This window comes from Pedobacter gandavensis (genome assembly GCF_032678465.1).
GTDB lineage: Bacteria > Bacteroidota > Bacteroidia > Sphingobacteriales > Sphingobacteriaceae > Pedobacter > Pedobacter gandavensis_B.
Genome location: NZ_JAVTSK010000002.1, coordinates 563,818 through 578,116 on the forward strand (window position 1 = coordinate 563,818; position 14,299 = coordinate 578,116).

Consider the following 14,299-nt stretch of genomic DNA (forward strand, 5'->3'; position numbering starts at 1 on the left):
GGGCTATTGAAAAATCAACTCATCATCAATTTAACAACAAACAAAAGTATGTACAAAGAATGTACCCCAAACAAACAATTTGTAATATTCCTGCTATTCATTAGCTTTATTTTATATCTGCCCAATAGCAGCTTTGCCCGCCAAAACACGGTTTTGGAAAAGCCGGTAACACTTCAATTGAGCAATGTTACGCTAAGCGATGCACTGAAATCCCTCGAGAATGCTGCTGGTGTTCAATTTTCCTATAGTAATACGCAGCTAAATTTACAGAAAAGAGTAAATCTGAATCTTAAAAATAAGACTTTGAATGAGGCTTTGTCGGATTTGCTCGCTGGTCAGTTGAAGAGTTTAAGCGTAAATGGAACACAAATCACCATACAAACTTCAGGAGCTAAAGGAAATATCAAAGGAAGTGTCAAAACCAAAGATGGTAAACCCGCTGAGTTTGTTACCGTAGGGATAAAAGGATTAAAAAGTGTTCAGGTAGATTCAAAGGGTAACTATGTGCTGAAGGACATCGAAGCAGGGAACTATAAGTTGATTGCTAGTTTTGTAGGACTGGCTCCACAACAAAAGGATGTAAAGGTGATGGCAGGGGAAACTGTTGTGGTCAACTTCAGCTTAGCTGAAAGCAATGAGCAGCTGGATGAAGTAGTCATCAATGGGGGAGGTATCAATAAGTTTTCGGTAAAGAAAACGACTACTTCTGCAAAAATGCCATTGGGTAATCTGGAGAATCCACAAGTTTATACGACTATTCCTAAAGCATTATTAAATGAGCAAATGGTTACTGAGTTTAGTATGGCACTAAAAAATAGTCCGGGTGTTTATAAAATCCAGGGCAGTAGGGGCATCAATACTGCTGGAGCTACTTACTACAGTATGCGTGGTTTTCGTGTGGAAGCAGCCTTGATGGATGGTGTCCCTTCACAAACCAATGGAGAAATAGATCCTGCCAATATTGAACGTGTAGAATTGATTAAAGGGCCCTCAGGAACGTTATTTGGCGCCTCAGTAGTATCTTATGGTGGTTTGATCAATATAGTAACAAAGAAACCTTTAGATACCCTCGGTGGAGAACTGAGCTACACCACCGGCAGTTATGGATTAAACCGCTTCACTGCTGATGTTTATGGACCAGTAACGAAGGATAAAAAATTACTTTTTAGAATGAATGCAGCTTATCAGCATCAGAACAGTTTTCAGGATGTAGGCTTCAGAAAATCAATTTTTGTGGCACCAGTAATAGAATACAGGGTAAACGATAGATTGAACATTAGCTTAAATACGAGTTTTTCAGAATTAAAAAGTACCAGTCCGGCTGTGATTTTTCTACCTCGCACACGTCCTTTTATTGCAACCAGACCTGAAGAATTAAATTACGATTGGAAACGTTCTTATACGAATAAGGATTTGACCATGAAAAATCCTACAGTGAACATCAAAGGCCAGGTGAATTACAAACTGTCAGATCAATGGACTTCTCAAACTATTTTCTCCACAAATAGTCGTAAATCGGATGGCTTTTATCAATATCAGTTTATCCGAGGTGCTACAGATGAAATGTTGGAGCGAAATATTTCCTTACAGAACTCTTTAAACACCTCTACAGATATTCAACAGAATTTTAATGGTGACTTTAAGTTATTTGGATTACGTAATAGAATTGTTGTGGGGCTGGATTATTTAAATCAGACAGTTAAAAATAACAATTCCCCATACCTGGTATTCGACAAAGTGAGCGGTACCAATCCAAATGATCCAAATTACTACAATATCTCCCGTTCAGCAGTAGAAGCTGGATTAGCTGCAAGCACCGCCTTGCCAACTAAAAACCATGGAGAGAACAATGTGTATAGTGCTTATGCTTCAAATGTATTAAATATAACGGATAGATTGATCACTATGCTGAGCCTTCGTGTAGACCGTTTTCAAACTAAAGGAACCTTCAATGAAAATACGAATACGCGTTCTGGAAAGTACCTGCAAACTGCATTATCCCCGAAACTTGGGCTGGTTTATCAGGTACTGAAAGATAGGGTTTCTGTATTTGGGAATTACATGAACGGTTTTAGCAACCCTGCTCCTGTAACACAACCAGAAGGTTCAGGTGCTTCAAATACCTTTAAACCAGAACATGCCAATCAGTTGGAAGGAGGGGTTAAAACAGATCTGTTCGACGGTAAATTAAGTTTTACAGCAAGTGTGTATGATATTAAAGTGAAGAATAGCTTGTATATGGAAACGGTAAACGTAAACGGTAATAATTACCGGATTACTGTGCAAAATGGTACTCAGAAAAGTCAGGGTGTAGAACTGGAGCTGATTGCCAATCCAATTGAGGGATTAAATGTGATTGCTGGCTATAGTTATAATTACAGCAAATGGCTGGACGCAGCTGCTGATCTGAAAGGAAGAAGACCTGCTGCGGCCGGTCCTGCAACTTTGGTTAATTCATGGATCAGCTATGCCCTTCCACATGGTCAATTTAGAGGATTGGGACTGGGTGCCGGCGTAAATTACATAGGTAAACACCAAACTGGAAACTCCGCAGTTACTGGAGTATTTACCTTGCCTGCTTATATCATGGCCACAGCTACGGTGTTTTACGATAAACCAAAATACAGGCTAGGACTTAAAGTCGATAACCTGGCAAATGAATTATATTTTACAGGGCAGGGCGTATTGAGCCCACAAATGCCAAGAACCTTTGCCGCGAATGTCACTTTCAAATTTTAAAAAAACCATTAGACAAATACACCTTTGGCTCGGATTAATTTCCGGGTCAGTGGTGTTCATATTGGGTATTTCCGGAGCGATATATGCCTTTCAGGACGAAATAAAAGACCTAGTTTATAAAGATCGTTTGTATGTAAGCCCTGCACAATCACGTTTGCCATTGAGTGTGTTATTGCCAATAGCAGAAAAAGCTATAGGCAAAGCACATAAAATTTCACGTGCGGAACTTTCTCAAACTCCTGGACGGACCTATATGTTCCGGGCTTTGAAAGTGGACAAAAAAGCCTTCGGTTATTGGAGTTATTACCAGTATTATGATAAGGTTTATCTGAACCCTTATACTGCTGAAGTAGTTTTTAAGGAGAATGCAAAGGCCGAGTTTTTTACTGTTGTTTTGGCTTTACATATGAATTTGCTATTAGGGGATTTGGTTGGCCATTTCATTATTCGCTGGTCTGTTGTTTGTTTTGTGATTTTGTTATTGTCAGGATTGGTTCTTTGGTGGCCGAAAAGCTGGAAGATTAAACAACTGAAGAAAAGTTTTCAGGTGAAATGGGATGCGAAGTTTAAACGGTTGAACTATGACCTGCACAATGTTTTTGGTTTTTACAGTTTCCTGTTGCTAATGGTCATTGCTTTAACAGGATTGATGTGGTCTTTTGATTTTACCACAGAAAAAAAAACAAGATTACTTTCGGATACCACAAAACTAATGGGTCAGATGCCGGTGGATTCGATTCTAAATCAGGCGATGAATGCTGCACCTCATACCGCATATTTTTTATATAATTTTCCTGCAGCCAAAAGTGGAACCGTGAATGTTTCGGCTTACCAGGATAAAATGCGATTATATGATAGACAACAATACAAATTTGACAGATATAGTGGTCAGTTATTACAGCATGGTAAAAGTTTTGAGCAGCTACCAATAGGAAGCAAGCTGATCGCCATGAATTATGATCTCCATACCGGTAGTGTTCTAGGGTTAACAGGGAAAATCCTTGCTTTTCTTGGAGGATTGATTGCGGCATCGCTACCGGTAACAGGATTTTTGATCTGGTGGAAGCGGGGGAGAAGTACAAAATAAACGTTTATTTTTGCCTTTATATAACCTGGCTATTTTCATAATACGATCAATTCAAAGAAACAAGACCATAACTTCTATTCTTCAAAAATTTTGATATTAGGATGAAATTTTAAAAACAATAAGGTGCAATTTTTTTTGCACCTTATTGTATGATTACTATAGTAACGGACCGAATTTATAGTCATCCGGGTGGTTTCCATTCTCGAATCGAACTAATTTTCCATTTTTAAAATAGAAAAAACTGTAATCGGTTAATACATTGTACATTCTGAAAATCTTCTCTCCATCTTCTGTAGCTAAAACCATTTCCGATTTGTTTTTTTCTTTGAACTCCTTTTCCGACATTCCCATTGTAAACTTTGGTGTTGGGCCATACATTACTTTACAACTAAGCAACATCATGGCTAAGCATATTATCATTAGCTTTTTCATTTGTGTGTGGTTTTTGTGTGTAGTTCAATATTAACAAAAAATTGGCCATAAGAACAATCTTGTTGATATTTAATATCGTAATAGTTGTTTAGATGAAGGTATCCATTAATTATTTGGTATTCGTCTCAGTCATCGACTGGCTTCGGAATAATTTATCTCAGTAATTAATAATTCCAAAATTTAGTTAAATTCGCCAAACGACCCTAAGAAAATGACATGGGTATAAATAAAGATTGATGAATGGATAAAATTAATTTATTAGCTACAACTTCTGTACTCACAGCGTTTATCTCTTTATTTCTCTCTTTGTTGTTGTTGACTGTTAAAACTGAACATAAGTTAAGCAATCGACTTTTCGCTTTTTCGCTGTTGCTAACTGCAGTAGATGTCATAGGAAATCTTACAGATTTTTATGAAATCCCATTGGCAGTAAGGGTATTTTTAAGCTCTTTCGTTTTTCTGCAACTTCCTACATTTTACTTATATGTACTCTCTGTCTGCTATTTTGACTTTAAGTTGAAACCAAAACATTTAATACATATAGTTCCATTTGTGTTTACCAATTTGATTCTGCTTCCTCGTTTTTATATGGTCGATCTAATTTCTAAAATTAGTTTTCTAAAAAACAGCAGCAGAATGTTTGAGATTCAGTTGAATCATATTTCCCTGCATATTCAAATTATAGGGTACTTAATTGCGGCTTTTATACTCATAAGAAGGACAAAAAAGATATATCTCGAAAATTATACCGGTCCTAATATGGAATCGCTTAATTGGCTTTTTCAATTTACAGTGGCATTGTCTACCTTTTATTCCGTGGCGCTGTTCAAAAACATTTTTAAGTTTAGTAGTTATCCAGAGCTGTCTGAATTGTTAAAAGTTGGCCTACTTATATTTGAACTGGTTATTATCTTTTGGTATTTGTATAAAGCATTGAATAATCCAGGAATATTTAGAAATGTAGATTCGAAATTAAAATCGGTAAGGAATATCATCTCCGAAGATAAAAGTACCGGAGGAGTGCTGGTGGTCGAAAAGGAATACAGTGAAGAGTTGTTGAAATTAAAACAATATATGCTGGAGGAAAAGCCATATCTCAATCCATCCTTAACCATTCAGGATATGTCGAAAGAGATTAAAATCCCTGTCCGCGATCTATCTGTTTTAATTAACCATAAATTGAATCAGCATTTTTATGATTTTGTCAATACCTATCGCATCGAGTGTGCAATGGATATTCTAAAAGATTTGTCAAAAAGTAAGTTGACTGTTTTAGAAATTCTATATGAAGTAGGATTTAACTCAAAATCTTCTTTTAATACGGCCTTTAAAAAACACACCGGTTATACGCCAACTGAGTACCGTAAGTCGCTGTAATATAGTAATTTGTAATTACTCGTACGCGTAGTATTAATTACTCGTACTCTTTTTTTTTAACAAATGGGTTCGAGTTCTTTTATTCGGTCGCATAGCCTTAAATTCTTCCTCATGTTTGTATCGAACTAAATTTTTAATCTAAAATCGATACAATGAAAACTTCAGTAAAACTTCTAGCAGCACTATTATTAATCGCCAACTTTGCATTTGGTCAGGATATTACAAAACAAATTGATTCAATATTATTGGATAATTATAAAAAGAATCCTAACATAGGTATTAGTGTTGGTTTTATTAAAGATAATAAAGAACACTATACGGCTTATGGTAAATTGAATGCGGAAAGTCAAACTCCAATTGATAAAAACGCTGTTTTTGAACTTGCATCTATCACTAAAATTCTAACTTCAAATTTAATTGCACAGGCGGTTGTGGAGCATAAAATTAAAATCGATGATTATATCGACAACTATCTTCCTAAAGCATACGTGTTGCAAAACCAAATTAAGGGGAAAATTAGAATTTCAGATTTGGCTTCTCATCAATCTGGTTTGCCCGATATTGATTTTGCAAAGTTAATAGCGGAAAACCCTCAGCAACCAGTAGATAATGTAAATCAAGAAACATTAGCGGGGATCATCAATAATTGCACTGAACTGGCAGACTATGGTAAATATCGTTATTCAACGATTGGCTATACTTTACTTGGTCAGATATTGGAAAATGTATATGGCAAAAGTTACGATGAAATTGTTACCCTCAAAATGGTAAAGCCTTTAAAGCTTAAAAATACCCTAACAAAGGATTTTAATGTGAAAAATTTAACAACTGCCCATAATCCAGAGGGTGGAGTTCAGGAATTTTTCAAATGGAATATCATGGCCGCTGCGGGGTTGATAAAATCCAGTTCTGCAGATATGGTTACCTATTTGAAGGCTGTTTTAGATGAGAAAAGTGCCTTCGGAAAAGCGAGTATCCTATCAGAAAAGACTTTTTATGAAGATCAAAAAAGAGCATTGGGATTAGGACTCAATATTGTAGGCGACGATCACAACACACTTTATATGAAATCAGGTGATTCTATGGGACAATCTACAATCATTTGCTACAACAGGGCTAAAAATTGGGGAATTATAATATTATTGGATCAAAGAAATTCACAAATGAGAAATAACCTATTGAATGAAATTAATAGGATAGCTTTGAAATAATTATACTGTAAAGATTTATACGGAGCTATGTTTTTTATAAAATGCACCCATAGGAGGTGCATTTTGTCGTAAATACTACTTTTATTTGCCATCCTGTTTTTAAATTATACCAAGGGAATACTGAAATATTTTCAGTTAAAACTGCATCTTGACTCCTAATTGTTGTCAAATTGTCAGCTGGCATTTTTTTTGATAAAAGCTTGATAATAAGTAATTTTTGTTAACCATTTAATAGCTAAAAACTTATAAATTGTTATGAAAAAGTTGTTTTTATTTGCATTCACACTAATGATGTCCCTGTCCGCAACTAGAACTTTTGCACAGGCAGAGGGAAGCGCAACACTTAACATTACACTATCAGATGTGATGTCTATTATGGTCACACAACCTCCTTCATTAGATGTGAATTTTGATTCAGAAGCTAAATATACCAATGGTATTAAAGTAAATGCAGACGATCATATTGCAGTCGTAAGTTCAGGTGCTTATACTGTGAAGGCAGTAGCAGGGGATATTACCGGGCCTTCAAATTTATCTGCAGAAAGTGTGAAATTGACCACATCAATTGGGGGAACAAATGCAGGTAATACAAATGACATAGATTATGTGACTGATTTACCTTTACCGGCTAAAGGCAGTACGGCACTACCAGTGATTACGGCTAAAAGTGGTTCCTGGTCTGGTACCAATGCTTCAAATAAATTTAAAGTAATGTACAATATAGGAGCGGATGCGAAATACGCGGGTAAAGCGACAGGTGTAAACACTATTCCAGTGATTTATACGGTTACGCAACCTTAAGCGTATTGACTGCAAATCCTATTTGGTATCGCATACGAAAATAGGTTTAAGTTCATTTTAAATATACACCACATGAGATTCATCCCTGGCTGTTGCATAATTTTTATTATTCTTTTCTGCAACCAGACCTTTGGGCAGGCAGGGATGACGCTCAGTCCTGGAAAGCTATACTTCAAATTACCTCCTGGGGCAACAACTACCAGGAAAATTATGGTAAGCAATCCAATTGATAAGGAAATTGAAGTAGGTGTCTCGATGAGCGATTGGGATTACGATTTATACGGTAATAATCAAACCTATGAGCCTGGCAGTCTAAAAAACTCCTGTGCCAATTGGTTACAGGTGCTTCCTGGCTCATATTTTACCTTACGACCAGGCGAACAGCGAGAACTAGATGTGGTACTTAAAGTTCCTGCCGATGCAAATACAACTATTCCTGTACATACTGCAATGGTATTTCTAACACAACTCAATCCCGGCGACAGTAAAACAGCCTCTGGTGCCCAGATAAAAGTGAGCGTTAGGATGGGCGTAAAAATATACCATAGCTTCATTCAAAACGAAGAAAAAAGTCTGGAAGTCCTCAATTTTACAGACAAACTGGATTCCACTCAAAAAGAATTACCCGGAATATTGGTTTTGGAAGTTGAGAACAATGGTAAGATCTGGCTGGATAGTAAAATAAAATGGGAAATGCTTAACATGCAAACTGGTGAGAAGAAGAAACTAGAAGAATTGGAGTTTTTCACTTTACCTGGGGATAAACGGATCATTCAGCAAAAATTGCCTTCAGATCTGAAAAAGGGACGGTATAATGCAACGGCCATCATAAACTATGGCAATAAAGACGAACTGAAAGTGGTAGAACTCGAATTTGTACGTTAAATATGAAATACAAATCTACTTTTCTCATCCTAATGCTTAGCTTAATTCAAATGCTGATTTATCCTTTCCATCTATTTGCTCAGTGTAGTGGTATTGAGCTTCGGGGAAATATCGGATCAGTAATATATAACTCCTTTGATTCCTATGAAAAGATACAAAGGGGAGAAGTTTTTACTGATTTCATCACCATGCAATACCTGATGCCTAATGGCACCAGCTGTCAAGGCTGGAAACTAAAGGTGAGGGCTTTAGGGAATTTTACAAATGGAAGTGCTAGTATAGCGCCTCAATTTGTATCTATAAGGTTTGGAAAAGTAGCAGTGGGACCTCCAACTGCCGAACAAATGGGAGTATCAAATGAAAGCGTAGCATTAAGTACCTCTGATGCGACCTTAATTCATTCGAAGGCCGCTTTTGTAGCCCCACCAACTTATTTTGCTTCACATAAATTTGATATGATTGTCCAGGGTGGAAGCCACCTTTTGGTTGGTTCAGGTACCTATAGTGCCATTTTGACTTTTAGTTTTTACGACGCAAACGATCAACTGGTGTCCAGTACAAATGTAAAGGCTAGTTTTAATGTACTTTACAGTAGTTCCTGCGCTGGACTGAGCTTAAACGCTTATACCAGTTACCCGCATAGGTTTACCACTTATGAAGGATTAATGGCAGGAGCAACTGTTACAGAAGGGATATCTATTCAGTACAATACCAATGGTGCCAATTGTAGGGGCTGGACACTTAAAGCCAGATTATCCGGTGATTTTTCAAACGGATCCAATAATGTAGCGCCACAATATTTTTCATTGAAGTTCAATAGAGTGAGTTCAGGGGTTCCATCTGCCTCGGCTATTGGAGTTTCCAATAATCCCATTACCCTGGGTACCACCGATATTGTCCTAATTAATCAGTCTAACGCATCTTTTAATGGATGGACAGAGCATAAATTTGACATGATGATACAAGGTGGATTCCATCTGCTGATACCTAATGGAACATATGTATCGAGTCTGATATTCAGTGTGTACAATCAGTCGAATGAACTGGTAGCGACTTTCAGTACTCCAGTTACCTTTCTTGTTTATGCAACGTTGAACAGTTATACTTTAGTGCTTCAAAATTCCGCGAATCAGGTCTCTATGGCATTTAATACAGTTTCAGATTATACAAATGGGATCTCCGTCAGTAAACTCCGTGGACTTAAAGTAAGTGGAACTAATCCATATCAGGTTTTGGTTAGAACTGCTGGATTCAATCTTAGAGATGGCCAGGGTTCCAATGTGATCGCAGTAGAGGCCGTGAATCTGGAAATCAAGAAGTTTAGCCATACAGCTGATGGTATCAACTGTTTTACTAAAGGTCTATCCGTATTTGATCAGGTATTTGTCACCAACCCATTATCAGATCCTTCACAGAAAGTTGTGGAATTCGATATGAAGTACTTTACTAAACCTGGGGATAAAAGGTTTTCAAAACCCGCGGGTATCTATTCCACTAGTGTCTTGTTTGTAGCTATCCCATTGTAGTGTTATGGAAACCAGGATTAAAAGATATATGCTGATTAAAATCGCTTATCTTTTTCTTACTCTGCTTACCTGTATACCCCTTTTTGCACATTCCCAACCATCTTCAATCGACCCTGAAATTGTCGTTAAGTTTACCAGGAGGGAGGTTACTGCCGCTAATCAGGATTTGATAGATCTTACCGTTAAAATTCAGAATAAAAGCAAAGGAGTCTTAAATGCGAGGATGAATGTAGAGTTGGACAAGCAACTGGAACTGATTTCAAAGAACAATTCAGATCTTAATTTGAATCCCGGAGACAGCCTATTCCTTTCTGTTAAAATATTTGTGACACAACAGGCAGAGTCAGGAAGACCATATCCTATTCGACTGACTTTAATAAATTTAAAAAATCAAGTGATTGCAGAGGATGTAGCTCAACTACACCTGAACATAAAAAAGAATGTCAGCCTATATGCTTTAGTGTCTAACGTTTTATTGGAAAAGGCTACAGATTCTATTAGAATTCCAGTGAGGCTTAGTAATCTGGGAAATACTTCCCAGGAGGTTACCTTAATTTGTAAATATCCATATGTAGTAGAAAATGGAGATTACCACGCCACTAAACAATTATTGACACCAGCTTTAAAAGATACCGTGGTGTATTTTAACAGGCGGGTAACAGATCGGATGTTTCCTTCTGAAGGTTTTGATGTAAATATTACGGGTCTGTATGGCAATGGCGATCCTTTTGGAACTGCTTACGTCAGGATTCAAAATGTACGGAATAGTCGACAATATAGAGCCGATTCCTTTATCGATACTTATGCCGATAACAGTATTTCATTAAGCACTCAAGGTTTGTTTTCTTTGAATCAGGCCTACCTTTTACTAGGACGAGGAACAGTAGAATTGCCCAAAGGTAAAATGGATTATAGCCTGGATGTGACAACCTATAAGAACAGAGAATACTCTCCTACAATAGTCAGAAGCACCTACCTCGGCTATGAAGTCAATAATATGGGTTTAAGGGTAGGTAATATCTATAAGAATTTGGAGGTCAATTTGAATGGCAGAGGTGCGTTGTTTTTTTTAAAAGATACTGTCAATCACAATCAATATGAAGCTGGATATATCAACTCGAATTATAATCTATTGGGTAATATTCACAATCTTTATTATAAACCTGGAACAGCTTCATGGGCTTCATTTGGGCATAATGATAAAACATGGCAGTTGAATAGTACCGCGTTGTATGAGATTAACCCCTCATTGGACGCCAGGAATTTGTTGTTAATGAATGAGCTCAGGTGGTCAACGGCCAAACAGTTTCGCTTTTTATTGAATTTTAATGGTGGACATAGCAGTGAATATACGTATAGCAATAGCAATAAGTATAGTTACGCAGTAGGTTTAACTATGTCAGGGACGGTTAAAAAGCTGGTTGTAAATAGTGCAAATTATATCAGTTCAGGGTATTACCCTGGATTAAGACGTGGAGCGCTCAATTTTTCGGAGCGGATCACCCTGGGGAGGGCAAGTGGTAATAATTGGTTAAGTGTGGATTATTACAGGTATAGGCCAAAATACCTGAGTAATGCGTTACTTTTCGAGCCCGACTATAGTAATTTCAGGGCAGAACTTGGTTTAACAGAGAAAATAACGAAACAACTCACTTTATCTATTGCACCATATTTCAATTTAGAAAGGAGTAATTCCTATCAATTTTTTGGAATAGGAGGTTCCAATTCATTTTTGCGGTCCTGGAATGTTTTAACGACCTTAAATATTCCAATTTCCAGCAGTCAGTACCTCTCAGTGAACACTGAAGCCGGGATTTTTAATTCTTCTTTTAGTCTTGATGCGCAATTTCGTCTACGGTCTAATTTCAGTTATAGGTTCGGGATTTTTAATTTATCTACCTATGTCCAAAGAGGAGAATTTTTCATAGGTGAGGCGATAAACAATTATTTGAGGCAAATAAAAGATAACTATTTGGTAAATATAACTCCAAACATTCAAAAAAGCTTATTTCGAAATAGATTGAAAACAGAATTTGGTGTAACCTACAGCAAGGGTAAGCAGTCTGGGGAAGGTTGGCATCTTACCGGTAGAACTGAGTATGAGTTCATTTCAAAAACAAGTTTCTTTGCAGCTGTTAACCATAACCGGTATTCCTTTGTTTATGGGCAATATAGTTCCAGTATCCTAGAAATTGGCATCAGTAAAAAAATGCCTTCAGCAAAAATCGGATCCAAATATAATTCCCTGGAAGTTTTTCTGTTTAAAGATATAAACCAGAACGGTATTTATGATAAGGGTGATTCTTTAGCAGTAAATCAATTGATTTATGTAAATGATGTGATTTTCATTACTAAATCGGATGGTACTATTTTATATAAAAATTTACCTCCGGGGGATTATAAAATCGCGATACCGAAACTGAAAGACTGGTATACGCCAGTGCAAACTATTACCTTTAATAAAAAACAAAGACTAGAGATCCCATTGCAGAAATCTGGCATTGTAAAAGGAGGCATATCTTATCAGTTCGATGATTTTAGTTATGAAGTGGAAAGAAGAAAAGAAGGAATTGTGGTCACAGCAGTGGATGAAAATAAACAAACTTACCTGACAAAGACCGATGCTAATGGTCAGTATATTTTCTTTGTGCCTGTTGGCGTGTATAGCATAAGTATCCTTAAGGATAATTTACCTCCTGAGGTAGAATGTATTAACAATGACCAAATGGTAACTGTCTCAGCTGATATAAGAACTATAGATTTAATCCTGAAAATTAAACAGCGAAAAATTGAAGTTAAAAAGTTTAAATCCTCGAATAGCAGGGTAATCAAACCATAAAAATGGAAGGATTTAGCCTGAACTAACTAGTTTATACCGTTCAAATATTTTTTTGTTGATGGTAATCTCTTGCTCTGTCTGGCAAAAAAGCATAAATTTTTTCATCTAATTATCCCTTATCTTTATAGACGATGTTAAATGTCCGGAAATGATAAAATCTGCTAGAAATCTGCTGTTTGAAGATTTTTGGAGACTGGACAATTACACGGATCCGGGAGCTACCATCGAAGGAATGTTATGTCATATGGCTTTTAAAAACGGTAGTCTTCCAGGACTTAAAAAATTTCTGGCTTATCGTACCATGGATGAGCTTTTTAAGGAGGAATTCGGTGTAAAAAGAAATGAACTGAATACCTGGCTTAGAAAAACCATTTCGGAACAATCCAGGGCTACAAACCGGCATATATTTTTTTATTAATATCCTCCTGCCGGGGGCTAGTACTGGTTTACGTATTTCAAACAAGAGATCATATTTTTTACATATTGTTCAAAATGGATCGCTTGTTTTGCACTCAATTTTCTCGCAAATAATGATGGAGAGAATAAAATTTTACCATAGTCAGTTTTATCTAGATATGCCGGGAAACCTCGAGATGGATTTTCCCAGTCAATATATCTTAAGTTGTTATTAATCAGGCTTTTTTTTAAGGGAGAGTTTGCTAAAATAGTTTGATAGAATATTTCTTCAGAGGCAAAAGAAAACCTAAATCTTTTATAAAAGGAGGGGTGGTCAGCTATGAAATTGTTTACATAGCTTATTGCCTCTTTGTTTAAACTCCACCATGTGCTGCCACCGTATAATTTAATTGGAAATTGATCATAATATTTCTCCCTAATTCTTGCCTTGGTGTTATTGAAGTTGTTTATTTTATAACCACCCTTTTCAGTTTTTGCATCATAAACATCATAAGGATTGAACTTATCCAACCTATCAATGCCGCCGTTTCCAGACCAATTTTTATAAGGTAGTGGGAAATAATCTATATAGTTTAGTGTCAAATCCAGCTGATCAAAATATTGAATTGTTTTGGCTGGAAAATCCTGTCCGCTAATTAAATGATAGTAGTCGTGCTCTGATTTTAAAGCTTGTTCTGCCAGAAATACAATTGCTTTTAAATGATTAAAACCTCCCCAGTTAACTACATATTTTTTGAAAACATGAACATTTTTAAAATTAAAGTCTGTTAGTTTAATGTCCGATTTTAAGTCAATATGGATGTATATAATATATCTTTCTGGAAAAAAATTAATTAATTGTTTTAGTTGATTGATGTTTTTATATGCTGTTATTAAAATAGCCTGAGAATTCATATTAATAAATTTAATTGTTTTACTATATGGAATTAATTTGGTTGTATTTGTTTGTGATTTTTAAATTTATGCTGAATTTAATATTTTAGTT

The 14,299-nt window shown here is 36.3% G+C and carries 11 protein-coding genes; 9 read left to right on the forward strand and 2 right to left on the reverse strand.

Annotated features, from left to right (window positions below; all coding sequences use genetic code 11):
- Positions 1-48 precede the first annotated feature (48 nt).
- Together R2Q94_RS05510 and R2Q94_RS05515 are read left to right on the forward strand one after the other, a co-directional pair.
- Positions 49-2,739 (forward strand): TonB-dependent siderophore receptor, encoded by a 2,691-nt coding sequence (locus R2Q94_RS05510; protein ID WP_316820443.1) that lies wholly within the window; start codon positions 49-51, stop codon positions 2,737-2,739.
- Positions 2,720-3,826, forward strand: a complete 1,107-nt coding sequence (locus R2Q94_RS05515; RefSeq protein WP_316820444.1) for a PepSY-associated TM helix domain-containing protein — start codon at positions 2,720-2,722, stop codon at positions 3,824-3,826. Before R2Q94_RS05510 ends, R2Q94_RS05515 begins: the two co-directional genes overlap by 20 nt.
- Before the next feature lie 156 nt (positions 3,827-3,982).
- Here R2Q94_RS05515 and R2Q94_RS05520 read toward each other — a convergent pair whose 3' ends face one another.
- A complete protein-coding gene (locus R2Q94_RS05520; RefSeq protein WP_316820445.1) occupies positions 3,983-4,246 on the reverse strand; it encodes a hypothetical protein in 264 nt (87 codons plus the stop codon).
- 252 nt (positions 4,247-4,498) lie between these two features.
- On the opposite strand from R2Q94_RS05520, the gene R2Q94_RS05525 reads away from it, so the two are divergent.
- The 7 genes from R2Q94_RS05525 (at position 4,499) to R2Q94_RS05555 (ending at position 13,315) form a co-directional block, all read left to right on the forward strand.
- A complete protein-coding gene (locus R2Q94_RS05525; protein ID WP_316820446.1) occupies positions 4,499-5,635 on the forward strand; it encodes a helix-turn-helix domain-containing protein in 1,137 nt (378 codons plus the stop codon).
- A gap of 152 nt (positions 5,636-5,787) precedes the next feature.
- Positions 5,788-6,846 carry a serine hydrolase domain-containing protein gene (locus R2Q94_RS05530; RefSeq protein ID WP_316820447.1) on the forward strand — a complete coding sequence of 353 codons (1,059 nt, stop codon included), beginning with the start codon at positions 5,788-5,790 and terminating at the stop codon, positions 6,844-6,846.
- 255 nt (positions 6,847-7,101) lie between these two features.
- Positions 7,102-7,647 carry a hypothetical protein gene (locus R2Q94_RS05535; RefSeq protein ID WP_316820448.1) on the forward strand — a complete coding sequence of 182 codons (546 nt, stop codon included), beginning with the start codon at positions 7,102-7,104 and terminating at the stop codon, positions 7,645-7,647.
- A gap of 72 nt (positions 7,648-7,719) precedes the next feature.
- Positions 7,720-8,532, forward strand: a complete 813-nt coding sequence (locus R2Q94_RS05540) for a hypothetical protein (protein WP_316820449.1) — start codon at positions 7,720-7,722, stop codon at positions 8,530-8,532.
- 2 nt (positions 8,533-8,534) lie between these two features.
- Positions 8,535-10,058 (forward strand): hypothetical protein, encoded by a 1,524-nt coding sequence (locus R2Q94_RS05545; protein ID WP_316820450.1) that lies wholly within the window; start codon positions 8,535-8,537, stop codon positions 10,056-10,058.
- Between the two features lie 28 nt (positions 10,059-10,086).
- Positions 10,087-12,897: a hypothetical protein gene (locus R2Q94_RS05550; RefSeq protein WP_316820451.1), complete on the forward strand. Its 2,811-nt coding sequence runs from the start codon at positions 10,087-10,089 to the stop codon at positions 12,895-12,897.
- A 148-nt stretch (positions 12,898-13,045) separates the two neighbouring features.
- Complete coding sequence (locus tag R2Q94_RS05555; RefSeq protein WP_316820452.1) at positions 13,046-13,315, forward strand: hypothetical protein; 270 nt, start codon at positions 13,046-13,048, stop codon at positions 13,313-13,315.
- Between the two features lie 17 nt (positions 13,316-13,332).
- Here R2Q94_RS05555 and R2Q94_RS05560 read toward each other — a convergent pair whose 3' ends face one another.
- Complete coding sequence (locus R2Q94_RS05560; RefSeq protein WP_316820453.1) at positions 13,333-14,208, reverse strand: beta-1,6-N-acetylglucosaminyltransferase; 876 nt, start codon at positions 14,206-14,208, stop codon at positions 13,333-13,335.
- Between the last annotated feature and the right edge of the window lie 91 nt (positions 14,209-14,299).